Origin of the sequence: Paracoccus sphaerophysae, from assembly GCF_000763805.1 — a bacterium.
In the GTDB taxonomy this organism is placed as follows: domain Bacteria; phylum Pseudomonadota; class Alphaproteobacteria; order Rhodobacterales; family Rhodobacteraceae; genus Paracoccus; species Paracoccus sphaerophysae.
Map to the genome: position 1 here is coordinate 1 of NZ_JRKS01000015.1, position 18,544 is coordinate 18,544.

At 69.4% G+C, this 18,544-nt stretch carries 20 protein-coding genes and 2 pseudogenes; 3 read left to right on the forward strand and 19 right to left on the reverse strand.

Annotation, left to right across the window (positions count from 1 at the left end; all coding sequences use genetic code 11):
• Positions 1 to 409: 409 nt before the first annotated feature.
• Both IC63_RS18720 and IC63_RS19220 read right to left on the reverse strand, forming a co-directional pair.
• A complete protein-coding gene (locus IC63_RS18720; protein ID WP_232222530.1) occupies positions 410 to 685 on the reverse strand; it encodes an MDR/zinc-dependent alcohol dehydrogenase-like family protein in 276 nt (91 codons plus the stop codon).
• A 238-nt stretch (positions 686 to 923) separates the two neighbouring features.
• A pseudogene (locus IC63_RS19220) lies at positions 924 to 1,196 on the reverse strand (alcohol dehydrogenase catalytic domain-containing protein); the annotation flags it as partial.
• A gap of 202 nt (positions 1,197 to 1,398) precedes the next feature.
• On the opposite strand from IC63_RS19220, the gene IC63_RS06510 reads away from it, so the two are divergent.
• From IC63_RS06510 to hisH, 3 genes are all read left to right on the forward strand, one after another.
• Positions 1,399 to 2,871 carry a hypothetical protein gene (locus tag IC63_RS06510; RefSeq protein ID WP_232222531.1) on the forward strand — a complete coding sequence of 491 codons (1,473 nt, stop codon included), beginning with the start codon at positions 1,399 to 1,401 and terminating at the stop codon, positions 2,869 to 2,871.
• Between the two features lie 90 nt (positions 2,872 to 2,961).
• Entirely contained in the window at positions 2,962 to 3,555 is a 594-nt protein-coding gene (hisB, locus tag IC63_RS06515) for an imidazoleglycerol-phosphate dehydratase HisB (RefSeq protein WP_036718210.1), read from the forward strand.
• 4 nt (positions 3,556 to 3,559) lie between these two features.
• The gene (gene hisH / locus IC63_RS06520; RefSeq protein WP_036718212.1) at positions 3,560 to 4,195 is read left to right on the forward strand and encodes an imidazole glycerol phosphate synthase subunit HisH; all 636 of its coding nucleotides are present in this window, start codon (positions 3,560 to 3,562) and stop codon (positions 4,193 to 4,195) included.
• Between the two features lie 18 nt (positions 4,196 to 4,213).
• Here hisH and IC63_RS06525 read toward each other — a convergent pair whose 3' ends face one another.
• From IC63_RS06525 to IC63_RS17990, 17 genes and pseudogenes are all read right to left on the reverse strand, one after another.
• Complete coding sequence (locus tag IC63_RS06525) at positions 4,214 to 4,711, reverse strand: arsenate-mycothiol transferase ArsC (RefSeq protein WP_052041925.1); 498 nt, start codon at positions 4,709 to 4,711, stop codon at positions 4,214 to 4,216.
• A gap of 4 nt (positions 4,712 to 4,715) precedes the next feature.
• Positions 4,716 to 5,198 (reverse strand): UPF0262 family protein, encoded by a 483-nt coding sequence (locus tag IC63_RS06530; RefSeq protein WP_036718214.1) that lies wholly within the window; start codon positions 5,196 to 5,198, stop codon positions 4,716 to 4,718.
• Between the two features lie 57 nt (positions 5,199 to 5,255).
• The gene (hisD, locus tag IC63_RS06535; protein WP_036718217.1) at positions 5,256 to 6,563 is read right to left on the reverse strand and encodes a histidinol dehydrogenase; all 1,308 of its coding nucleotides are present in this window, start codon (positions 6,561 to 6,563) and stop codon (positions 5,256 to 5,258) included.
• A 28-nt stretch (positions 6,564 to 6,591) separates the two neighbouring features.
• Positions 6,592 to 6,939 carry a GNAT family N-acetyltransferase gene (locus tag IC63_RS06540; protein WP_084115572.1) on the reverse strand — a complete coding sequence of 116 codons (348 nt, stop codon included), beginning with the start codon at positions 6,937 to 6,939 and terminating at the stop codon, positions 6,592 to 6,594.
• Positions 6,923 to 7,099 carry a hypothetical protein gene (locus tag IC63_RS17985; protein WP_156965380.1) on the reverse strand — a complete coding sequence of 59 codons (177 nt, stop codon included), beginning with the start codon at positions 7,097 to 7,099 and terminating at the stop codon, positions 6,923 to 6,925. Before IC63_RS17985 ends, IC63_RS06540 begins: the two co-directional genes overlap by 17 nt.
• Positions 7,092 to 7,586 carry a DUF2948 family protein gene (locus IC63_RS06545; protein ID WP_036718222.1) on the reverse strand — a complete coding sequence of 165 codons (495 nt, stop codon included), beginning with the start codon at positions 7,584 to 7,586 and terminating at the stop codon, positions 7,092 to 7,094. The genes IC63_RS17985 and IC63_RS06545 overlap by 8 nt, the downstream gene beginning before the upstream one ends.
• On the reverse strand, positions 7,579 to 8,859 hold the full coding sequence (gene murA / locus IC63_RS06550; protein ID WP_036718225.1) for a UDP-N-acetylglucosamine 1-carboxyvinyltransferase: 1,281 nt from the start codon (positions 8,857 to 8,859) through the stop codon (positions 7,579 to 7,581). Before murA ends, IC63_RS06545 begins: the two co-directional genes overlap by 8 nt.
• 252 nt (positions 8,860 to 9,111) lie before the next feature.
• Positions 9,112 to 10,647, reverse strand: a complete 1,536-nt coding sequence (locus tag IC63_RS06560; protein WP_052041926.1) for a bifunctional aminoglycoside phosphotransferase/ATP-binding protein — start codon at positions 10,645 to 10,647, stop codon at positions 9,112 to 9,114.
• Positions 10,648 to 10,675: 28 nt separating this feature from the next.
• On the reverse strand, positions 10,676 to 12,013 hold the full coding sequence (locus IC63_RS06565; RefSeq protein WP_036718229.1) for a glutamine synthetase family protein: 1,338 nt from the start codon (positions 12,011 to 12,013) through the stop codon (positions 10,676 to 10,678).
• Position 12,014: 1 nt separating this feature from the next.
• Positions 12,015 to 12,839: an ABC transporter permease gene (locus IC63_RS06570; RefSeq protein WP_036718230.1), complete on the reverse strand. Its 825-nt coding sequence runs from the start codon at positions 12,837 to 12,839 to the stop codon at positions 12,015 to 12,017.
• On the reverse strand, positions 12,836 to 13,720 hold the full coding sequence (locus IC63_RS06575) for an ABC transporter permease (RefSeq protein ID WP_036718232.1): 885 nt from the start codon (positions 13,718 to 13,720) through the stop codon (positions 12,836 to 12,838). The genes IC63_RS06570 and IC63_RS06575 overlap by 4 nt, the downstream gene beginning before the upstream one ends.
• 211 nt (positions 13,721 to 13,931) lie before the next feature.
• A pseudogene (locus tag IC63_RS06585) lies at positions 13,932 to 14,654 on the reverse strand (transporter substrate-binding domain-containing protein); the annotation flags it as partial.
• A gap of 22 nt (positions 14,655 to 14,676) precedes the next feature.
• Positions 14,677 to 15,492, reverse strand: coding sequence for an ABC transporter ATP-binding protein (locus tag IC63_RS06590; protein WP_052041927.1), 816 nt, complete (start codon positions 15,490 to 15,492; stop codon positions 14,677 to 14,679).
• A 122-nt stretch (positions 15,493 to 15,614) separates the two neighbouring features.
• The gene (locus IC63_RS06595; RefSeq protein ID WP_036718233.1) at positions 15,615 to 16,076 is read right to left on the reverse strand and encodes a tellurite resistance TerB family protein; all 462 of its coding nucleotides are present in this window, start codon (positions 16,074 to 16,076) and stop codon (positions 15,615 to 15,617) included.
• Positions 16,077 to 16,158: 82 nt separating this feature from the next.
• Positions 16,159 to 16,440: a DUF1330 domain-containing protein gene (locus tag IC63_RS06600; RefSeq protein WP_036718235.1), complete on the reverse strand. Its 282-nt coding sequence runs from the start codon at positions 16,438 to 16,440 to the stop codon at positions 16,159 to 16,161.
• Positions 16,441 to 16,449: 9 nt separating this feature from the next.
• A complete protein-coding gene (ppk2, locus tag IC63_RS06605) occupies positions 16,450 to 17,346 on the reverse strand; it encodes a polyphosphate kinase 2 (RefSeq protein WP_036718239.1) in 897 nt (298 codons plus the stop codon).
• A gap of 482 nt (positions 17,347 to 17,828) precedes the next feature.
• Entirely contained in the window at positions 17,829 to 18,485 is a 657-nt protein-coding gene (locus IC63_RS17990; RefSeq protein WP_156965382.1) for a hypothetical protein, read from the reverse strand.
• Between the last annotated feature and the right edge of the window lie 59 nt (positions 18,486 to 18,544).

Below are 18,544 nucleotides of genomic sequence, written 5' to 3' on the forward strand. Positions count from 1 at the left end.
CCCCCCCCCCCCCCCCGCGCCCCCGCCCACAAACCACCACCCCAAAACCCCAAGCCCCCCCCCCGGGGGCCTGGCCCACCACCGCCACCCCCGCCACGCCCCCGACCGCATGGGCCACCGCCCGGTCAGTCGGCTTGATCGCTGCCACCTGCCGGTCGGTCAGCATCTTTGCAACACGCGCCATCGAACCACCGTTCCGCCAATCCGTCCCGCCAATAGACATAAGATTTGCCGATAAGACGTGATAGGACGTGCAAGGGGTAGCCGACAGAAATTCGCGCAAGATATTGACAGAGTAGGAAAAAAATAGTGTCACCGCATCTTGACGCCTATCAGGGAATGACGCAGTTTGAATGCAGGGTCGCCCACCATTTTCTCCCCCCAATCGACGGCACCCCGACCCCGCTCCTCATGGCGTGATAAGGATCGCGCCCTCGATCCGGCGGGCTTCGGCGGCGCGGTGGACCTCGACGATGTCGGCCAGGGCAAAGCGGGCGCCGATGTCGACCGCGACATGGCCCCGCGCGGTGGCGTCGAACAGGTCGGCGGCGTTGGCTTGCAGATCCTGCGGATCGGCGTCGCGGGGAAAGATGCTGGTCGAGGTCAGATACAGCTCGCCCTTGGCGCGCAGCAGGCCCGGGTCGATGGCCGGCGGGGCGCCCGAGGCGGCGCCGAAGCTGACCACCGTCCCGCGCGGCGCGGATGGCGTCGGCCTTGTGCGGGCTGCCGGTGGTGCCCACGACCTCGGCCCCCAGCGCCGTCGCCCAGCGGGTCAGGATCTGGCCCACGCCCCCCGCCGCGGCATGGACGAGGATCAGGTCGCCCGGCTTCACCGGACAGGCCGCCCGCAGCAAGTATTGCGCAGTCAGCCCCTTGAACAGCAGCGTGGCCGCGGACTCGTCGCTGACGCCGTCGGGCAGCGGCACCAGCCGGTCGGCCGCGACGTTGCGGGCGTCGGCATAGGCGCCCAGCCCCGCCACCGCATAGGCGACCCGCTCGCCCGGCGCCGGGCTGGTGACGCCCGGGCCCACGGCTGCTACCACGCCCGCGGCCTCGAACCCCAGCGGCGAGGGGAATTGCAGCGGATAGACGCCGCTGCGCTGATAGACGTCGATATAGTTGAAGCCGATGGCGGTGTGGTGGACCCGCACCTCGCCCGCGGCGGGCGGGGGCAGGTGGGTGGAGGTCAGAGACATGACCTCGGGCGGGCCGGCGTTCGGAATGATGACCTGGCGCGTCGTGGTCTCGGCGAGGCTCCTGGTGCGGCGGGGGCGGGTAAGGCGATCCTAACTGGCCCGGGGTGATAGTCCACGTCCTGCGGGCGCCGGCGGCCGGTGTCGGGTTCCGGTCGGTTGCGATGATCGCTATGGTGCCGCCGGGGTCATGCGAGTGGGGCAGATGGTCAAGCGAACGGTCAAGGCAACGGAAACGACGAAGCCCGCGCGCAAACGCGCCGCGCCCAAGGCTGGGCCGGAGGCTTCGACCAGCGTCGAGCCCGCTGAGGCCGCGCCGGTCAAGCCGCGCGCCCGCAAGCCGGCGGTCAAGCGGGCCGTCGACGCCCCGGCGCCGACCGTCGAGGCACCCGCGCCGGCCTCCAAGCCGACCGACCCCGACCGCGCAGCGCAGCGGGCCGAGAAGCAGGCGGCCCGCGCCGCAGCCGCGGCAGAGCGCCAAGCCGCGCGGCAGGCCGAGCGCGCGGCGCGGCGGGCCGAGAAACAGGCGGCGCGGGGCGCACAGGGCCGCGGCGCCGAAGGCCGCGGCGCCGAAGGCCGGGGCGGTCAGGCCAAACCGAAGACCGGCGCCAAATCTGACGCGGGTGTCTCGAAGCCCGACCGCAACCTCGTCGACGCGGCCGCGCAGAAACCCGCCCCCCGCCTCGCGGCCCAGCAGGATTTCGACATCCTCATCGTCGCCCAGGGCGGCGGCATCGACCGCGAGGCGGCGATCCTGGCCGCCAGCCTGCGCCGCAACGCGCCAGGTTTCCGCGGCCGGCTGATCGTCGCCGAGCCGCAGCCCGAGGGCGCCTGGGCGGGGACCGATCCGCGCATGTCGGGGGCCGCGCGCGCGGCGCTTACCCAGTTCGGCGCCGAGATCCGACCGCTGGTCGCGCAGGATTTCGGCGAAAGCTACCCGCACGGCAACAAGATCGAGGCGCTGGGGCTGCTCGATCCCGGGCGGCCGTTCCTGTTCCTGGACAGCGACACGCTGGTGCTGGGCGAGATCGGCGCGGTGCCGTTCGACTTTGCCCGGCCCGCGGCCTCGATGCGGCGCACCAACACCTGGCCCGAGCCGCCCGCCTATCGCGAAACCTACGATTCGATCTGGCGGTCGCTGTATGACCGCTTCGGGCTGGACATGGACGGATCGCTGGACCTGACCCAGCCCGAGGAACACTGGGAGCGGTTCCTCTATTTCAACGCCGGCTGGTTCTTCGGCGTCGATCCGGCCGAGTTCGGGCGGCGGCTCCGCGACTGGGCGGTGGCGGTGCGCGACGAGCCGGGCGAGGCGCTGGCCTGCCAGTCGCTGGACCCGTGGCTGGACCAGATCGTGCTGCCGCTGGTCGTCCACAGCCTGGGCGGCGGGCGTCCGGGGCCGGAACTGGACGGGATGGACGGCGACGTCACCTGCCACTGGCGCAACCTGCCGCTGCTGTATGCCCGCGGCCCCCAGCGCGCCATCGACGAGGTCGAGGCGATCGCCGCGCTGCCGGAAATCGCGCCGCTGCTGGACGGCTGGGAACCCGCGCAGCGGCTGATCGGCGACGGGCTGGGGCGCCGGCGCATCCAGCCGATGTTCGCGCACGACGACCCCGCGCCCACCGAACAGTCCCTTCGGCACCGGCTGCGTCAGGCCGAGCTGTGGCTGGTGTGACGCGCCGCCGCGGTCCGTCACACGCCCACAGATTGCGCCGCCCGGCGGTCCTGGGCTAAGCGGGGCCGTCCCCAACCGCATGAGGTAGTCATGGATCCGCGCCGCGCCTCGGTCAGCCGCACCACCGCCGAAACCGAGATTTCGATAGCGGTGAACCTCGACGGCCGCGGCCACAGCCGCAGCCAGACCGGGGTCGGCTTCTTCGATCACATGATCGACCAGCTGGCCCGCCATTCGCTGATCGATATCGAGCTGACCTGCGCCGGCGACCACCACATCGACGACCACCACTCGGTCGAGGATTGCGGCATCGCCCTGGGGCAGGCGCTGCGCGAGGCGCTGGGGGACAAGCGCGGCATCCGCCGCTATGGCGCCTTCCACCTGGCGATGGACGACACGCTGGTGCGCGCGGCGCTGGACCTGTCGGGGCGGCCGTTCCTGGTCTGGAACCTGCCGTTTCCGGCAGAAAAGATCGGCTCGTTCGACACCGAGCTGGTGCGCGAGTTCTTCCAGGCGCTGTCCACGCATGGCGGCATCACTTTGCACGTCGACCTGCTGCACGGGCTGAACGCTCACCACATCGCCGAGGCCGCCTTCAAGGCCGTGGCGCGTGCGCTGCGCGAGGCGGTCGAGCCAGATCCGCGCATGGCCGGAGAGCTGCCCTCGACCAAGGGCGCGCTCTGATCCCATGCGCGTCGCGATCATCGACTATGACAGCGGCAACCTGCATTCGGCGGAAAAGGCCGTGGCGCTGGTCGGGCGCGACCGGGGGGCGGAGGTCGCGGTGACCTCGGACCCCGCGGCGGTGGCGCGCGCCGACCGGATCGTCCTGCCCGGCGACGGCGCCTTTCCGGCCTGCCGGGCGGCCTTCGACGCGGTGCCGGGGATGATGGAGGTGCTGAGCGAGGCCGTCCTGCGGCGCGGCGTGCCGTTCCTCGGCATCTGCGTCGGAATGCAGATGCTGGCCGACGAAGGGCTGGAATACCGGCCGACTCCGGGTTTCGGCTGGATCGGCGGGCGGGTTGAGCGGATCACCCCCGCCGACCCCGCGCTGAAGGTGCCGCACATGGGCTGGAACGACCTGCAGGTCCGCCGCCCGCATCCGATCCTGGCCGGCATCCCCGAGGCGGCGCACGCCTATTTTGTCCATTCCTGGCAGTTCCGGGTCGCCGATCCCGCCGATCTGGTGGCGAGCGTCGATTACGGCGGCCCGGTCACCGCGGTCGTCGCGCGCGACAATATCGTGGGTCTGCAGTTCCACCCCGAGAAATCGCAGCGCGCCGGGCTGCAGATGCTGGGCAATTTCCTCGACTGGCGGCCCTGAGGCGCGACGGGCGCTGCCTTATTCGTCCGAATCAGGCTCGGTCGGCGGGCCGAAGCGGGCGAGCATCCGGTCGCGGATCTGGTCGCGGACCTGGCGATAGATCGTCAGCTTGGCCTCGCGGCTTTCGCCCAGGCCCGTCGGGTCCATGATCGGCCAGTATTCCACGTCGAGGTGAAAATGCCGCGTCAGCTCCAGCGCCTGGCGCTGGCTGGCCGGGGTCAGCGCGATCACCAGGTCGAACTGGCCCAGGTCGTCGCCCCAGTCGCGCATCTCCTCGAAGCTGCGGGTGCGGTGGCGGGACAGCTCGACCCCGATCTCGTCGCAGACGGCGATGGCGAAGCCGTCGATCTCCATGTCGTTATGGACGCCCGCCGACTGCACATAGGCGCGGCGGCCATACAGCTTCTTCATCATCCCCTCGGCCATGGGCGAGCGGATGGCGTTGTGATCACAGCAGAACAGGACCGAGGCCGGGATCCGGGCCGCAGCGCTGTCCGGGGTTGCGCCGGGGTCCAACCGCTCAGTCCGACAGAAGCGCGCAGATCAGGGTGAACAGGCGGCGCGAGGTGTCGATGTCGATCGCGGCCTTGCCGTCCAGCCGCTCCTGCAGCGTCCGCGCGCCCTCGTTGTGGATGCCGCGGCGGGCCATGTCGATCGCCTCGATCTGCGCAGGCGGCAGGCGTTTCACCGCGTCGAAATAGCTTTCGCAGATCTGGAAGTAGTCCTTGACCACCTGCCGGAACGGACCCATCGACAGGTGGAACTCGGCCACCGGGTCGTCGGCTTCGGATTTCAGGTCAAAGACCAGCCGCCGGTCGCGCACCGCCAGCAGCAGCGCATAGGGCCCGGTGGGGGCCGGTGCGTCGCCCCGCGCGGGCAGGCGGATCGAGTTGTCCTCGAGCAGGTCGAAGATCGCCACGCGGCGTTCCTGTTCCATCTCGGGCGTGGCCGGGGGCAGGGCGGAATCGTCGATCTCGACACGGATCAGGCGGTCGGTGGACATAGGCTTCCCTTGCTTGGCAATCGCGCGCCCGCACCTTCCCCGGCGGGACGGGGTGAATCAAGGGGCCTCGTTCAGCGTGTCGAGCCGCACCTGCACCGAGCGGGCGTGGGCCGACAGCCCCTCGGACATCGCGAGCGTCACCGCCGCCGGGCCGATCGCCGCCAGCGCGGCCGGGTTCAGCCGCGACAGGGTGGTGCGCTTGAGGAAATCCAGCACCGACAGGCCCGAGGAGAACCGCGCCGAGCGCGCCGTGGGCAGCACGTGGTTCGGGCCCGAGACGTAATCCCCCGCCGCCTCGGGCGTCCAGCCGCCCAGGAAGATCGCGCCGGCGTGGCGGACCTGCGCCACCAGCGCCTGCGGGTCGTCGACGCAGAGTTCGAGATGCTCGGGCGCGATGCGGTCGCTGAGCGCGGCAGCCTCGGCCAGGTCGCGGGTGAGGATGACCGTGCCGTGATCGCGCCAGCTGGCCCCGGCGATGGCGGCGCGGGGCAGGGTGGGCAGGATGCGGTCCACGGCGGCGACCACGGCCTGCGCCAGGGCCGCGTCGGGGGTCATCAGGATCGCCTGCGCGTCGGCGTCGTGTTCGGCCTGCGCCAGCAGGTCCAGCGCCAGCCAGTCGGGATGCTGGGCGCCGTCGGCGATCACCAGCACCTCGGAGGGGCCGGCGATGCTGTCGATGCCGACCCGGCCGAAGACCTGCCGTTTCGCCGCCGCGACATAGGCGTTGCCCGGCCCGGTGATCTTGTCGACCGGGCGTATGGTTTCGGTGCCATAGGCCATCGCCGCGACCGCCTGCGCGCCGCCGACGCGCCAGATTTCATCGACGCCGGCGATGCGGCAGGCGAGCAGCACCAGCGGGTTGATCTCGCCCCCCGGGGTCGGCACGCAGACCGCCAGCCGCGGCACCCCGGCCACCCGCGCCGGGATCGCGTTCATCAGGACCGAGGACGGATAGCTGGCCTGGCCGCCCGGCACATACAGCCCCGCCGCCGCGACCGGCGTCCAGCGCCAGCCGAGTTCGGCGCCGGTCTCGTCGGTCCACAGCGCGTCGGGCGGCATCTGGCGGGCGTGATAGGCGCGGATGCGCTCGGCCGCGAGTTCCAGCGCGGCGCGGTCGTCGGCCGCGACGCCCGCACAGGCGGCGTCGATCTCGGCGGGGGTGAAACGCAGCCGGTCCGCGGTCAGGTCGGTGCGGTCGAAGCGGTTGGTCAGCTCGACCAGCGCCGCGTCGCCGCGCGCCCGGACCTCGGCGATGATCCCGGCGACCACGTCGCCTACATCGGCGGCATCCTCGCGCTTGGCGGCCAGCATGGCGGCGAAACCCGCCTCGAAATCGGGATCGGTGGTGGTCAGGGTGACGGGCATGAGCGTTCCTTCCGGCTTGGGCGCGGTGTTAGCGGCTGGGGGCAGGGGGCTCAAGCGAGGGGCGGTGCATCTCGATCTCGGCGATGCCGCGGTCATTGACGAAGGGCGCGCCGGTTTCGGTGAACCCTGCCCGGCGATAGACCGCGCGCGCGGCCGTATTCGCAAGGCCGACATGCAGCCCCAGCCGGACCATGCGCGCCGCGGCGGCCCGGTCGGCGATTTGCCGCAGCAACGCGGACATCAGGCCGCGGCGGCGGGCGGCGGGGCGGCTATAGACGGCGGTGATCCAGCCTATGTCCTCGGTCCCCGGCGTCCAGCCCGGCTGCCAGCCTACGACAGCCAAAGACTGACCGGGCGGCTCAGGTTTCGATCGCATCAAGACGCGCCGTGAAGTCAGACAGCGGCCGCACAGACCATTCCGCGAAGGTCGGATCGAACGCGTCCGGGGCCAGCCGCAAGGCTTCCAGCCGGATCTCGCGCCACGTGTCGGCCTGCACGGCCCTCACCTGCCAGATGACAGGCGGGGTCTCACTCATGCGCGGGCATGTCGCCCGACACCGCCCGATACGGGCGGGTCACGTCGCGCAGGTCGACTCCCAGGGCCTCGGCCTCGACGGCGATGGTGCCGTCGCCGGCAAAGCGCAGCAGCAGCGTGCCGGTGCCGTCCTCGCCCGGTTGCCAGGCGAGATCGAGCAGCGACAGCACCGTCGCCTTGTCGCGGTCGATGCCGTCATGGCGGACGCGGGTCACGTCGGCGGCGACGAGCAGGCTGCGCACCCGCTCGAACGGGCGGCGCTCGGCCCGGGCGGCGTCAGCGTCCTCCCACCGGAAGCGGTTGAGCAGCAAGGCGAAATGGCGGCTCTTGCGGTCCCAGACGATGTCGCCGACGGTCAGCACCGCGTCCTGCGCCAGCGCCGCCAGCACCGCCAGATCGTCGGTATCGGCGGCGCGCAGAGCCAGCGGCTGGTCGGGATCGGCATCGGCGAAGCGGGCGTCGGGCCGGGGATCGGACGCGTCAGTCATGGGCGGTCGGTTCCTTGATCCGTTCGATGTCAGCGCCGACGCCGCGCAGCTTGCGGACCACCTTCTCGTAGCCGCGATCCAGATGATAGACCCGGCTGATCAGGGTTTCCCCCTCGGCCGCGAGCCCGGCGAGGATCAGGCTGACCGAGGCGCGCAGGTCGGTGGCCATCACCGGCGCGCCCTTGAGCCGCTCGACCCCGGTGACGCGGGCGTGGCCGCCATGCACCTCGATCCGCGCGCCCATCCTGGTCAGTTCCGGGGCGTGCATGAAGCGGTTCTCGAAGATGGTTTCCTCAAGGTCGCTGACGCCCTCGGCGGTGCACAGAAGCGCCATCATCTGCGCCTGCAGGTCGGTCGGGAAGCCGGGGAAGGGCTCGGTGGTGACGTTCACCGCCCGGACCCCGCCGTTCTTGCGCGATACGGTCAGGCCGCGCGGGGTTTCGGTGACGGAAATCCCCGCCTCGTCAAGCTTTTCGCAGAAGGACTGCACCAGCTCGATCCGCCCGCCGAGACAGGTGACCTCGCCGCCGCAGATGGCGGGGGCGAGCATGTAGGTGCCCAGTTCGATCCGGTCGGTCACCACCCGGTGGGTCGCGCCGTGCAAGCGGTCGACGCCCTGGATGGTGATGGTCGAGCCGCCCTCGCCGTCGATCTGCGCGCCCATCGCGCGCAGGCAGCGGACCAGATCGACGATCTCGGGTTCGCGGGCGGCGTTCTTGAGCACCGTGGTGCCCTTGGCGAGCGTCGCGGCCATGACGATGTTCTCGGTCGCGCCGACGCTGGCAAAGCGCATCTCGTAGACCGCGCCCTTCAGCCCGCGGGGGGCGCGGGCGTGCAGATAGCCGTCCTGCAGGTCGATTTCGGCCCCCAGCGCCATCAGCCCCTCGATATGCAGGTCCATCGGCCGCGCCCCGATGGCGCAGCCGCCGGGCAGCGACACCACCGCCTCGCCGAACCGGGCAAGCAGCGGGCCCAGCACCAGGTTCGAGGCGCGCATCTTGCGCACGATCTCGTAATCGGCGGTGTGGCTGGTCAGGTCGTGGCTGGACATGGCCAGCACCTGGCCGTCCTGCAGGCTCGCGACCTCGGCCCCCAGCGAGCCGAGCAGCTCGGTCATGGTGCGGATGTCCGACAGCCGCGGCGCGTTGGTCAGCGTCAGCGGTTCCTCGGTCAGAAGCGTGGCCGGCATCAGCGTGAGGCAGGCGTTCTTGGCGCCCGCGATCGGAATCTCGCCGTTCAGCGGGCCGTTGCCGCGCACCAGAATCGTGTCCATCAGTCCTCGCTCGCTTCCCCGGAAGGCGCCGGGTCCGGGGGCTGACGCCCGGCCTGCGGCTTGTCAGTCATGCCTGTATCGTCGTCTATCGCGGCGCCTGTCTCCTCAGGGGAACCGGCCGCGCGGCCGCGCGCCTGCGCCTTGCGACGGGCCAGATTGGCCCGCAGCGCGGCGCCAAGGCGGGCGTCCCGGCCCTGGCCGGGGCGGTCTGTGCGACGGTCGCTGTTCATCCGCCCCTGTTAATCGCCTTGCCTAGTGTCGTCCAGCCGCAGCGGGCAGTCCGAGCGCGCAGCGCAGCCGGGCCAGCGTGTCGGGAACATCGCCCGAGACGTCGATCCGGGGCCAGTCGTCGGGCATCGCCGCCTGCGCGGCGATCTGGCGGTCCAGCACCGCGGCATCGGCGTCCGAGGCGCCGGCGCTGCGTGCCCCGATCCGCGCCCGCAGGACGCCCGGCGCCGCCGACAGCCAGATGCCGTCGAACCGATGCCCGCCCGCCGCCGCGGCAAGCGCCTCCCGGTCCGCCCGGCGGTCCAGAACAGCGGTGGCGATGACGGCCGCCTGCTGGTCCGCCAGCACCGCGACGCGGTCCGACAGGCCCGCATAGACGCGCTGCGACACGGCCGGGGCATAGGCCTCGGCGGGCAGCCGCCGGGTCGCGGCGACGCCGAACAGCGCCTTGCGGATGCGGTCGGTTTCCAGGATGCGCGCCCCCGGCGGCGGCGCGAGTTCCGGGGCCAACCTCTCGGCCAGCGTGGTCTTGCCGCTGCCCGACAGCCCGGCCAGCGCGATCACCCGCCCCCTGGCCGGGTCCAGCAGCGTCCGGGCCAGGTCGAGATAGCGCCGCGCGCGGCCCGCCAGATCGTCAAAGCCGGCCGCGCCCCGCGATTCCTCGGCCTGGGTGGCGGTGACATGGGCACGCACCGCGGCGCGGATCGCCATGAAGAAGGGCAGCAGCGTCCAGCCCGAGACGTCCTCGCCCTCGACCGCATCCATGTAGCGGTTGGCCAGCCGGTTCGCGTGCTGGTGCAGCCCGGTGTCCCACAGGTCCATCAGGATGAAGGCGAGGTCATAGAGCGTGTCGGTCGTGGCGAGGTCGTCGTTGAATTCCAGGCAGTCGAACAGCCGCGGCCGGCCCTGCCACTGGCAGATGTTGCGCAGGTGCAGATCGCCGTGGCAGCGGCGGACACGGCCGCCGCGGGCGCGGTCGTCCAGCCGCGCGGCGTGGCCGTCCAGCGCATGCCGGAACTGCGCCGACAGGCGGTCGACGTCGGGCGCGGGCAGGACATGGCTGGTCGCGAACCCGGCCTCGTTGACCGCCAGCACCCGGGCGACGCGCGCGGCGCCGGCGGGGTCGCCTGCGACCGGCGCGGCGGCGTGACGGGCGGCGATCTCGGCCGCCAGCGTCTCGATCGTCGGCAGCGGCAGCCGGCCCTCGGCGGCCATGACCGAAAACAGGTCGCGCTGGTCAAAGCGGGCCATCTCGACGACATGATCGACCGCGGCGCCGGGTCCGTCCCATTCCAGCCCGCCATCGTCGCGGCGGGTGATGCTGCGGACCTTGCGATAAAGCCCCGGCGCGGCGTCCCTGTTCAGCGCCACTTCCTTGCGGCAGGCGGCCAGGCGCAGATCAGGGGTCGAGAAATCGGCATAGGGCAGACGCACGGCCCGTTTCAGCTTCCACGCGAGGCCGGCGGACAGGAAGATCAGCGAGATATGCGTCTCGTGCCGTTCCCGGCCGCCCGCGGCGGTCAGGAAGGCGATGGCCTCGGACTGGTCCCCGGTCTGCATCAGCGTCGGGTGAGGCTGGCAGGCGCCGTCATACCGTGTCCAGATACAGCTCGACGGTTTCCTCGTCCGACAGTTCGGCCATGTAGTGCAGCTCCTGCCGCTTGGTCATGACCAGGTTGTCGATCAGGTGCTGGGGCAGGATGCGCTTGATTTCCGGGCAACGCTCGAAGGCGTCGATGGCGGCGCCCCAGCTGGCGGGCAGCTGGTCCAGCGCGTGGTCATAGGCGTTGCCGCTGATCGGCGGCGGGCAGTCCAGCCGGTCCTGCAGCCCGTTCAGCGCCGCCCCCAGGATCGCCGCGGTGGTCAGATACGGGTTCACGTCGCCGCCGGCGGTGCGGTGTTCGATCCGCCGCGCCTTGGGCCCCGACGAGGGGATGCGGATCGCCGAGGTGCGGTTTTCATAGGCCCAGCCGATGCCGGTCGGGGCATGGGCGTTCGGGACCAGGCGGTCATAGGAATTCTCGTGCGGGGCGAACAGCAGCGTCGATCCGGGCATCGCCCGCAGGCAGCCGGCGACGGCGTGGCGCAGCCGCTCGGACCCCGCATCGGTTCCGTCGTCGAAGATGTTGTCGCCATTCTGGTCCAGCACCGAGAAATGCATGTGCATCCCGTTGCCGTTGAACAGGTCATAGGGCTTGGCCATGAAGCTGCCGGCAAAGCCATAGCGCCGGGCCAGCCCCTTGACGAGCAGCTTGAACAGCCACGCATCGTCGGCGGCCTTCAGCGGGTCGGGCTGGTGCATCAGGTTGATCTCGAACTGACCGGGCGCCGCTTCGGAAATCGCGGTGTCGGCGGGAATGTCCATCGCCTCGCAGCTGTCATAGAGGTCGGTGAAGAACTTGTCGAAGGCGTCCAGCGCCCGCAGGCTGAGCGTCTCAGCGCCCGTCCGGCGCTTGCCCGACCGCGGTGAGGGCGGCACCTGCAGCAGCCCGGCCTTGCTGTCGTCGATGAGGAAGAACTCCAGCTCGGTCGCCACCACGGCGGTCAGGCCGGCGGCCTTGTAGCGTTCCACGACTCGGGCCAGCGCCTGCCGCGGATCGCCGTCATAGGGGCGTCCGTCGGGATGGAACATCCACAGCGGCAGCAGGCCGGTCGGCGCATCCAGCCACGGCATCGGCATGAAGCCGCGCTCGGTCGGCATCAGCAGGCCGTCGGGGTCGCCGGCCTCGAACACGAGGGGGGAGTTTTCCACGTCCTCGCCCCAGATATCCATGTTCAGCACCGAATAGGGAAACTTGGTCCCCTCGGTCAGCAGCTTGTCGGCAAAGCGCGCCGGTATCCGCTTGCCGCGCGCGACGCCGTTCAGATCGGCCGCCGCGACGCGGATCGTCTTGACCTCAGGGTGTTCCCTCAGCCAGTCCATGATGTCACCTGATCAGTTTCGGCCGATATTTCAGCCTGTGGGCAGCGCCCGGCAGATGCCGGTTGAGCCGCCGGTTGATGACCCCGAAGAGCGCGATGAGCCCCAGGGTCAGAAGGATGAAGTAACCCGCCACGATGGGATAGGCCACGAAGGGGTTGAAGGTCTTGTCGGCGAAATAGCTCGCATAATACAGGCTGTCGCCCATCTGCCGGATCGCCGGAAAGCCGGAAAAGAACACCAGCGTGGTGGCGTGGAACAGGAAGATCGCCTCGTTGGTATAGGCGGGCCAGGACAGCCGCAGCATGGTCGGCCAGACGATGCGCCGGAACCGCCGCCAGCCGGTAAGGCCGTAGGCCTCGGCGGCCTCGAGATCGCCCTTGGGGACGTTGCGCAGCCCGCCGTGGAAGATCTCGGCCGAATAGGCGGCGGTGTTCAGGATCAGGACGATCAGCGCCCCGGCCCAGGCGCGGGTCAGCCAGCCGGTGGGGATGGTCACGCCCAGGATCGTGAGGCCCGCCTTGGGCAGCAGGACCAGCGCCGAATAGGCCAGGAAGAACTGGATGAACAGCGGGCTGCCCCGAAAGACGAAGATGAACGCCTCGGCCGGGCGGCGCAGCCACGGGTTCCCGCTGGCTTTGGCAAGCGCCAGCGCCGTGGCGAGCACGAAGCCCACGGCCAGCGCGAGGACGCCGAAATAGATGTTCCAGATCATCCCCGAGCCGATCAGGGCGAATTGCTGGCACAGGTCGAAATCGCTGCGCGGCAGCGTCCGTTCGCCGATGCCGATGGCGCGCAGGCCGTAATCGGCGATGGTCTGGGCGCAGCTCATGCCGCCGCCCCGGCCTTGCGCATCGACTCTCCGGCCATCGTGGCCTGGCCGCGCGACAGCGCCCCCGAGAGGCGGTCGATCAGCCGTTGCGACACCCAGGTCATCAGCAGGTAGAACACCAGCAGCGCGAGGAAGTACCACACCCGCCAGTCGCCATGCGGATAGGCATAAGTCGAGGTTTTGGACCCGCCCAGTTCGCGCGCCCAATAGACGATGTCCTCGACCCCCAGCAGGAACAGCAGCGGCGTGGCCTTGATGAGGATCATCCACAGGTTGGACAGGCCCGGCAGGGCATAGGTCCACATCTGCGGGATCAGGATGCGCCGGTCGATCTGGCGCGGGGTCATGCCGTAGGCCTCGGCGGTTTCAAGCTGGGCGCGCGGCACCGCCTGCATCGCGCCATACAGCACGTTGGCCGCAAAGGCGCCGAAGACAAACGAGAACGCCACCACCGCCAGGGCGATGCCATACAGGTCGTGGACCCATTCCGGGCTGGTCGACTGCGGCAGCTTGGCGGCCGCGCAGACGACGAATTCGTTGCCCTGCCGCACCGGCACCGAGGGGTCACAATAGACACGCGAGCGCAGCCATTCGAACCCCTGGTCCAGCGCGATCGGCACGAACAGGAAAAAGATGATGTCGGGCACCCCGCGCACGATCGCGGCATAGGTCTTGCCCAGCCAGCGCAGCGGCGCGAGGCGCGACCGCGCGGCCATCGCGCCTGCAAACCCCATGCCAAGGGCGATCGGCGCGGTCACGGCAAGCAGCAGCAGCACCGTCCCGAAGGACAGATAGAACAGCCGGTGCGTGCCCGAGGTCAGATAGCACAGCATCCAGGCGAGGCCGTCGAGGGCCTTGGGGTCGGCGCATTGAGCGAACATGACTGAGGGGCCGCCGCCGTCCCGCTGGTCGCGGGGCGGCGACGGGATCGCGTCAGTTCGTGGCCGGCGCGGCGGCGCCCGCTGCGGGCGCGGTTGCCGCGGGGGCGGTTGCCGCAGGAGCGGCGGCATCCGCGGGCGCTGCCGGGGCCGGCGTGGCCGGCGCTGCCGCCGGCGTTGCGGCGGCCGGGGCGGCCTCGGCGGACATGCCGGCAAAGGTCTTGGCCTCGGGGCCGAACCACTTGCCGATCAGCGCGTCCAGGCTGCCGTCGGCCTTCATCTCGGCGATCGCCTTGTCGAACCGCGCCTTCAGCTCGGTGTCGGACTGGCGCATCCCGATGCCGATGCCTTCGCCCAGCGAGACGTTGTCCTGGCCGGTGACCCAGACCAGCTCACCGTTGGAGTCCTTCTGAAAGGGGGCGAGGAAGTCCTTGTCGGCAAACACCGCGTCGGCCTCGCCGTTGCGGACGGCGGCGATGCTTTCCTCGCCGGTGGCGAACTCGACCAGGGTCGCGCCGGTCTCGGCTACATGGCCGGCCTGGATGGTGTTGGTCTGCGCCGCGACCGTGCCGTTGATGTCGGCATCCGCCGTCTTGGCCAGATAGGCCGAGGGCGGCGGCGGGGTGTAGGCGTCCGAGAAGGCGATGGATTTCTTGCGCTCGTCGGTGATGTTCATCCCCGCCATGATGGTGTCATAGTTCGACGCCACCAGGTTCGGGATGATCGAATCCCAGTCGTTCTTGACCCAGGTGCATTCGGCCGCAATCTTCTTGCACAGCGCGTTGCCCAGCTCGATCTCGAACCCGTCCAGCTCGCCCTTGTCGTTGACGAAGTTGTAGGGAGGGTAGGCGCCCTCTGTCCCCATCCGCAGCGGCTCGGCCTGGGTCAGCCCCGCGGTCAGTGCCAGCGCGGCGGCGGCAAGCATCAGTTTCTTCATCGTCTTCTCCCGTTGGTTTGTCTCAGACAGCCATCGTGGCGCTGAGGAATTGGCGCAGCCGGTCGGTCCTGGGTGCGCGGAAAATCTGGTCTGGCGGGCCCTCTTCCTCGACTCGGCCCTGGTGCAGGAACAGCACGTGGTCGCTGACATCGGCGGCCAGCCGCATGTCGTGGGTGACGAGGATCATGGTGCGATGTTCGGCCGCCAGGTCCTTGATGACCTTGACGACCTCCTGCTGCAATTCCGGGTCCAGCGCGCTGGTCGGTTCGTCGAAGAGCAGCGCCCGAGGCTCCATGCACAGCGCCCGGGCGATGGCGGCGCGCTGCTGCTGGCCGCCGGACAGCTGCGCGGGCCAGGCGTCGGCCTTGTCGCCGATCCCTACCTTGGCCAGCAACGCCCGCGCGCGCGCCTCGACGGCGGCGGGGTTCTGGCGCAGCACCGTCACCGGCGCCTCCATGACGTTCTGCAGGATGGTCATGTGCGACCACAGGTTGAACTGCTGGAACACCATCGCGAGGTTGGTGCGCAGACGCCGCACCTGGGCGCGGTCGGCGGGCTGGCGTCCGGGCCCGGCCGAGGTCCAGCGCACGGGCTCGCCCTCGATCGTGATCTCGCCCTGCTGGCTGATTTCCAGCAGGTTGCAGCAGCGCAGCAGCGTCGACTTGCCCGATCCGGACGATCCGATCAACGCCACCACGTGGCCGCGCGGGGCGGACAGGTCGACGCCGCGCAGCACCTGCAGCGCGCCATAGGACTTGTGCAGCCCGCGGATACGGATGACGTCCGCCTGGGCGGGCTGGGACGGCGGGGACGAAGATGCAGTCGGCGCGGCGGTCATGGCCGCACCATGTGGCGCAATCCCCGGCCGGATTGCAACGGCCTCGTTGCCTGCGCGGGCGCGCGGCGGAGATCTGCCCGGATCGCGGGCATGGCGCGGCAAGGCAGGATCACGGGGAGGGGTCAGTCCTGACCGGCGGCCAGGCTGCGTTCGACGTCCTGCCGTGCCAGCGCGCTGTCGACGTCGTTCACGCCTAGCAGCTTGGCGGCCAGCCGCACCGCCGAATCCTCGTCGGCCGAGCGGTGGCCGTCGGCCAGCGCGATTTCCCACATCGCCGAAATGACCGCGTTGCGCTGGTCCAGCGGGATGCGTTCCTTGACCGCGCGGGTGAAGCGGACCGTGTCCGGCGCCTCGGCCTCGAGCATCTCGGCGGCGGCCCGGCGATCGGCGGCGGCGCCGGGGCTCAGCCGCGTGCGCTGGGCGAGAAGGGCGTCGATGCGGGCCCGTTCCTCGTCGTGATAGCGATGGTCGGCGCGCGCGATCCGCACCAGCAGGGCGGCGACGGCCATTTCCGCGTCGTCGGCCGACAGGCCGGACGCGGGCGGGTCTTCTCCGAAAAGGCGAGGCAGCAGGTTGCGGAACATGAGGCATGTATCGGGCCTAACCCGCCCGGTTGCAAGCTGATGAAGGTCAAGGGCTTCAGCCGGATGTTCCCGGATCGTCCCATCAATCGACGATGACCAGGTCGGCAGAGCTGACCGGCCGGCGCAGCGCCAGCGCCGCGTGGTATCCCGGGCTGCGATAGCAGGCATCGGCATCCGCGCGCGAGGCGAACTCGATCACCACGCTGCGCGGCCCCATCCGGCCCTCGACGACCTCCTGCGGCCCCCCGCGGACGATGAACCTGCCGCCATACCTGGCCAGCGCGGGGCCGTTGGCCTGCCGACAGGCCTCGGAGGCGTCGGGGTCGTCGACGGTCAGATGGGCAATCCAGCAGGCCTTGGGCATCGGCGTGCGTCAGTATTTCTCGGGGACGTACAACTCGCGCGGCAGCGTGTCGCGTTCGTAGTCCGGGTTGAACACGCGGTCGGGCAGGCTGATCGGTTCATGCGCGACGTCGGTATAGGGGATCAGCCCCAGCAGGTGGCTGATGCAGTTCAGACGCGCCCGCTTCTTGTCGTTGCCGGGCACGATGTACCACGGCGCCTCGGGGATCGAGGTGCGTTCCAGCATCTCTTCCTTGGCCTTTGTGTAGGATTCCCACCGGACCCGGGACTGCAGGTCCATCGGCGACAGCTTCCACTGTTTCAGCGGGTCGTGGATGCGCATCAGGAACCGCATCTGCTGTTCGACGTCGGTGATCGAGAACCAGTATTTCACCAGCCGGATCCCCGAGCGGACCAGCATCCGTTCGAATTCCGGCACGTCCTGGAAGAACTGCTCGACCTGCGGTTCGGTGGCAAAGCCCATCACCCGCTCGACCCCGGCGCGGTTGTACCAGCTGCGGTCGAACAGCACCATCTCGCCGCCCGCCGGCAGGTGCGGGACGTAACGCTGGAAATACCACTGCGTCTTTTCGCGGTCCGACGGCGCGGGCAGCGCCACGGTGCGGACCACGCGCGGGTTCAGCCGCTGGGTGATGCGTTTGATGACGCCGCCCTTGCCTGCGCTGTCGCGGCCCTCGAACAGCACGACGACCTTTTCCTTGGAGTGGCTGATCCAGTCCTGCAGCTTGATGAGTTCGGCCTGCAGCTTCAGCAGTTCGCGATAATAGACCTGCCGGGGCAGCGGGTTCGGATGCATTTCCTTGTAGGCCGCCGCGATCTGGCGGGGCAGCATCGCGTCCTCGAGGTCAAGCTCGAAATCCTCGTCAAGGCCTTCGTCGATGGCGAGCATGTCGAAATCGGGGGTCATCGGGCGATCCTGTGCTGGAGTGTCTCGGGCCGCATCCACCATGCAAATGTGGCGGGCATATTACAACGGGGTCGGGGACGGGGTCGGCCGAGCGCAGGTTTTGGGGCGGGTCAGTGACGGCGCGCCTCAGACGTCGTCGCCGGCAGCGAGACATGCGCATCGAGCGGCGGGTGCAGCCGGAAAGCGGAATGGCGTCATGCCGTGCCATGGGCAGAAAACGAAAAAGGCCCCGACGGGGCCTGGACGAAGTCAGCGTCACATTGTGGCGGAGGGGACGCGACTGGGAGCGAACCTTCTCTGGGCGGAGACCGGTAATGGACAAAGCCTCTAGCCGTGATACGTCGGAACCACTTAAGGCGGTCCAGGGATAGGGTGCGGCCTTCGAGCGCAGAGCGAACGGCCCCGGCTCCCCTATCAGATTCCTGAGAACCTGTTGATTGCAACGCTCAATGCACAAGCTGAAGCAGGCGCTTCAGCCTCAATCAACGCGCCTTTAGTCGCCAAAAGATCTCTACCCCGTCTTTGCTCCCGAATGCGTACGACAGCTTACAGCCGACATACGCCTTGTCGACGATCTTGTCCGGCGAGTAAGTAAAGCTAGCAGAGTTTGGAACATCAAGGTCCCAACTGCTGGAACGGGAGAGCGGCCCAGCAAGCACCAACGCAACATGCCCATGAGGATCGCCTGCCCGTACAGCGATCACCGGCTGTCCGTTCCTGGCACCCTCAGCAGCTTCTATAAGCACGTTCTGATCCGACGCGTTGCCGAGCTTTGTCCACATATCGCTGGAGCGCACGCGCTGGACTATCTCGTTTGCCGAAATCCACTGTGCATCATCTTCCGGCACGAAATCCGTCACTCCATAAGCACGCTCAAGTGCTCGGGTGAGAAACCAGTTGCACGCACTCGTGTCGTTGAGTTTCTGGCCTTCCACCGGAGTAGCGTTAGCTTGACAGGCCATCAACGTCATCAAATCCTCGTATATGGGGAGGCGATTCTCGCTACTCCAGTAGGTCGGATCACTCTCCATGCAGTTCTCTGCCTGAGCGGCGCCGGCGCCGCCAAAGACCAAGCAGGCAGTTGCAACAACTCGCACGTGCTTTTTCGAAAACGTGAAGAGTTTATTGGCGAGTGGCATGTTTCACCTCCTTGCTCGCCTTGCGCCGCTCTCCGCGCAAGCTAGTAAAAATTCCGGTA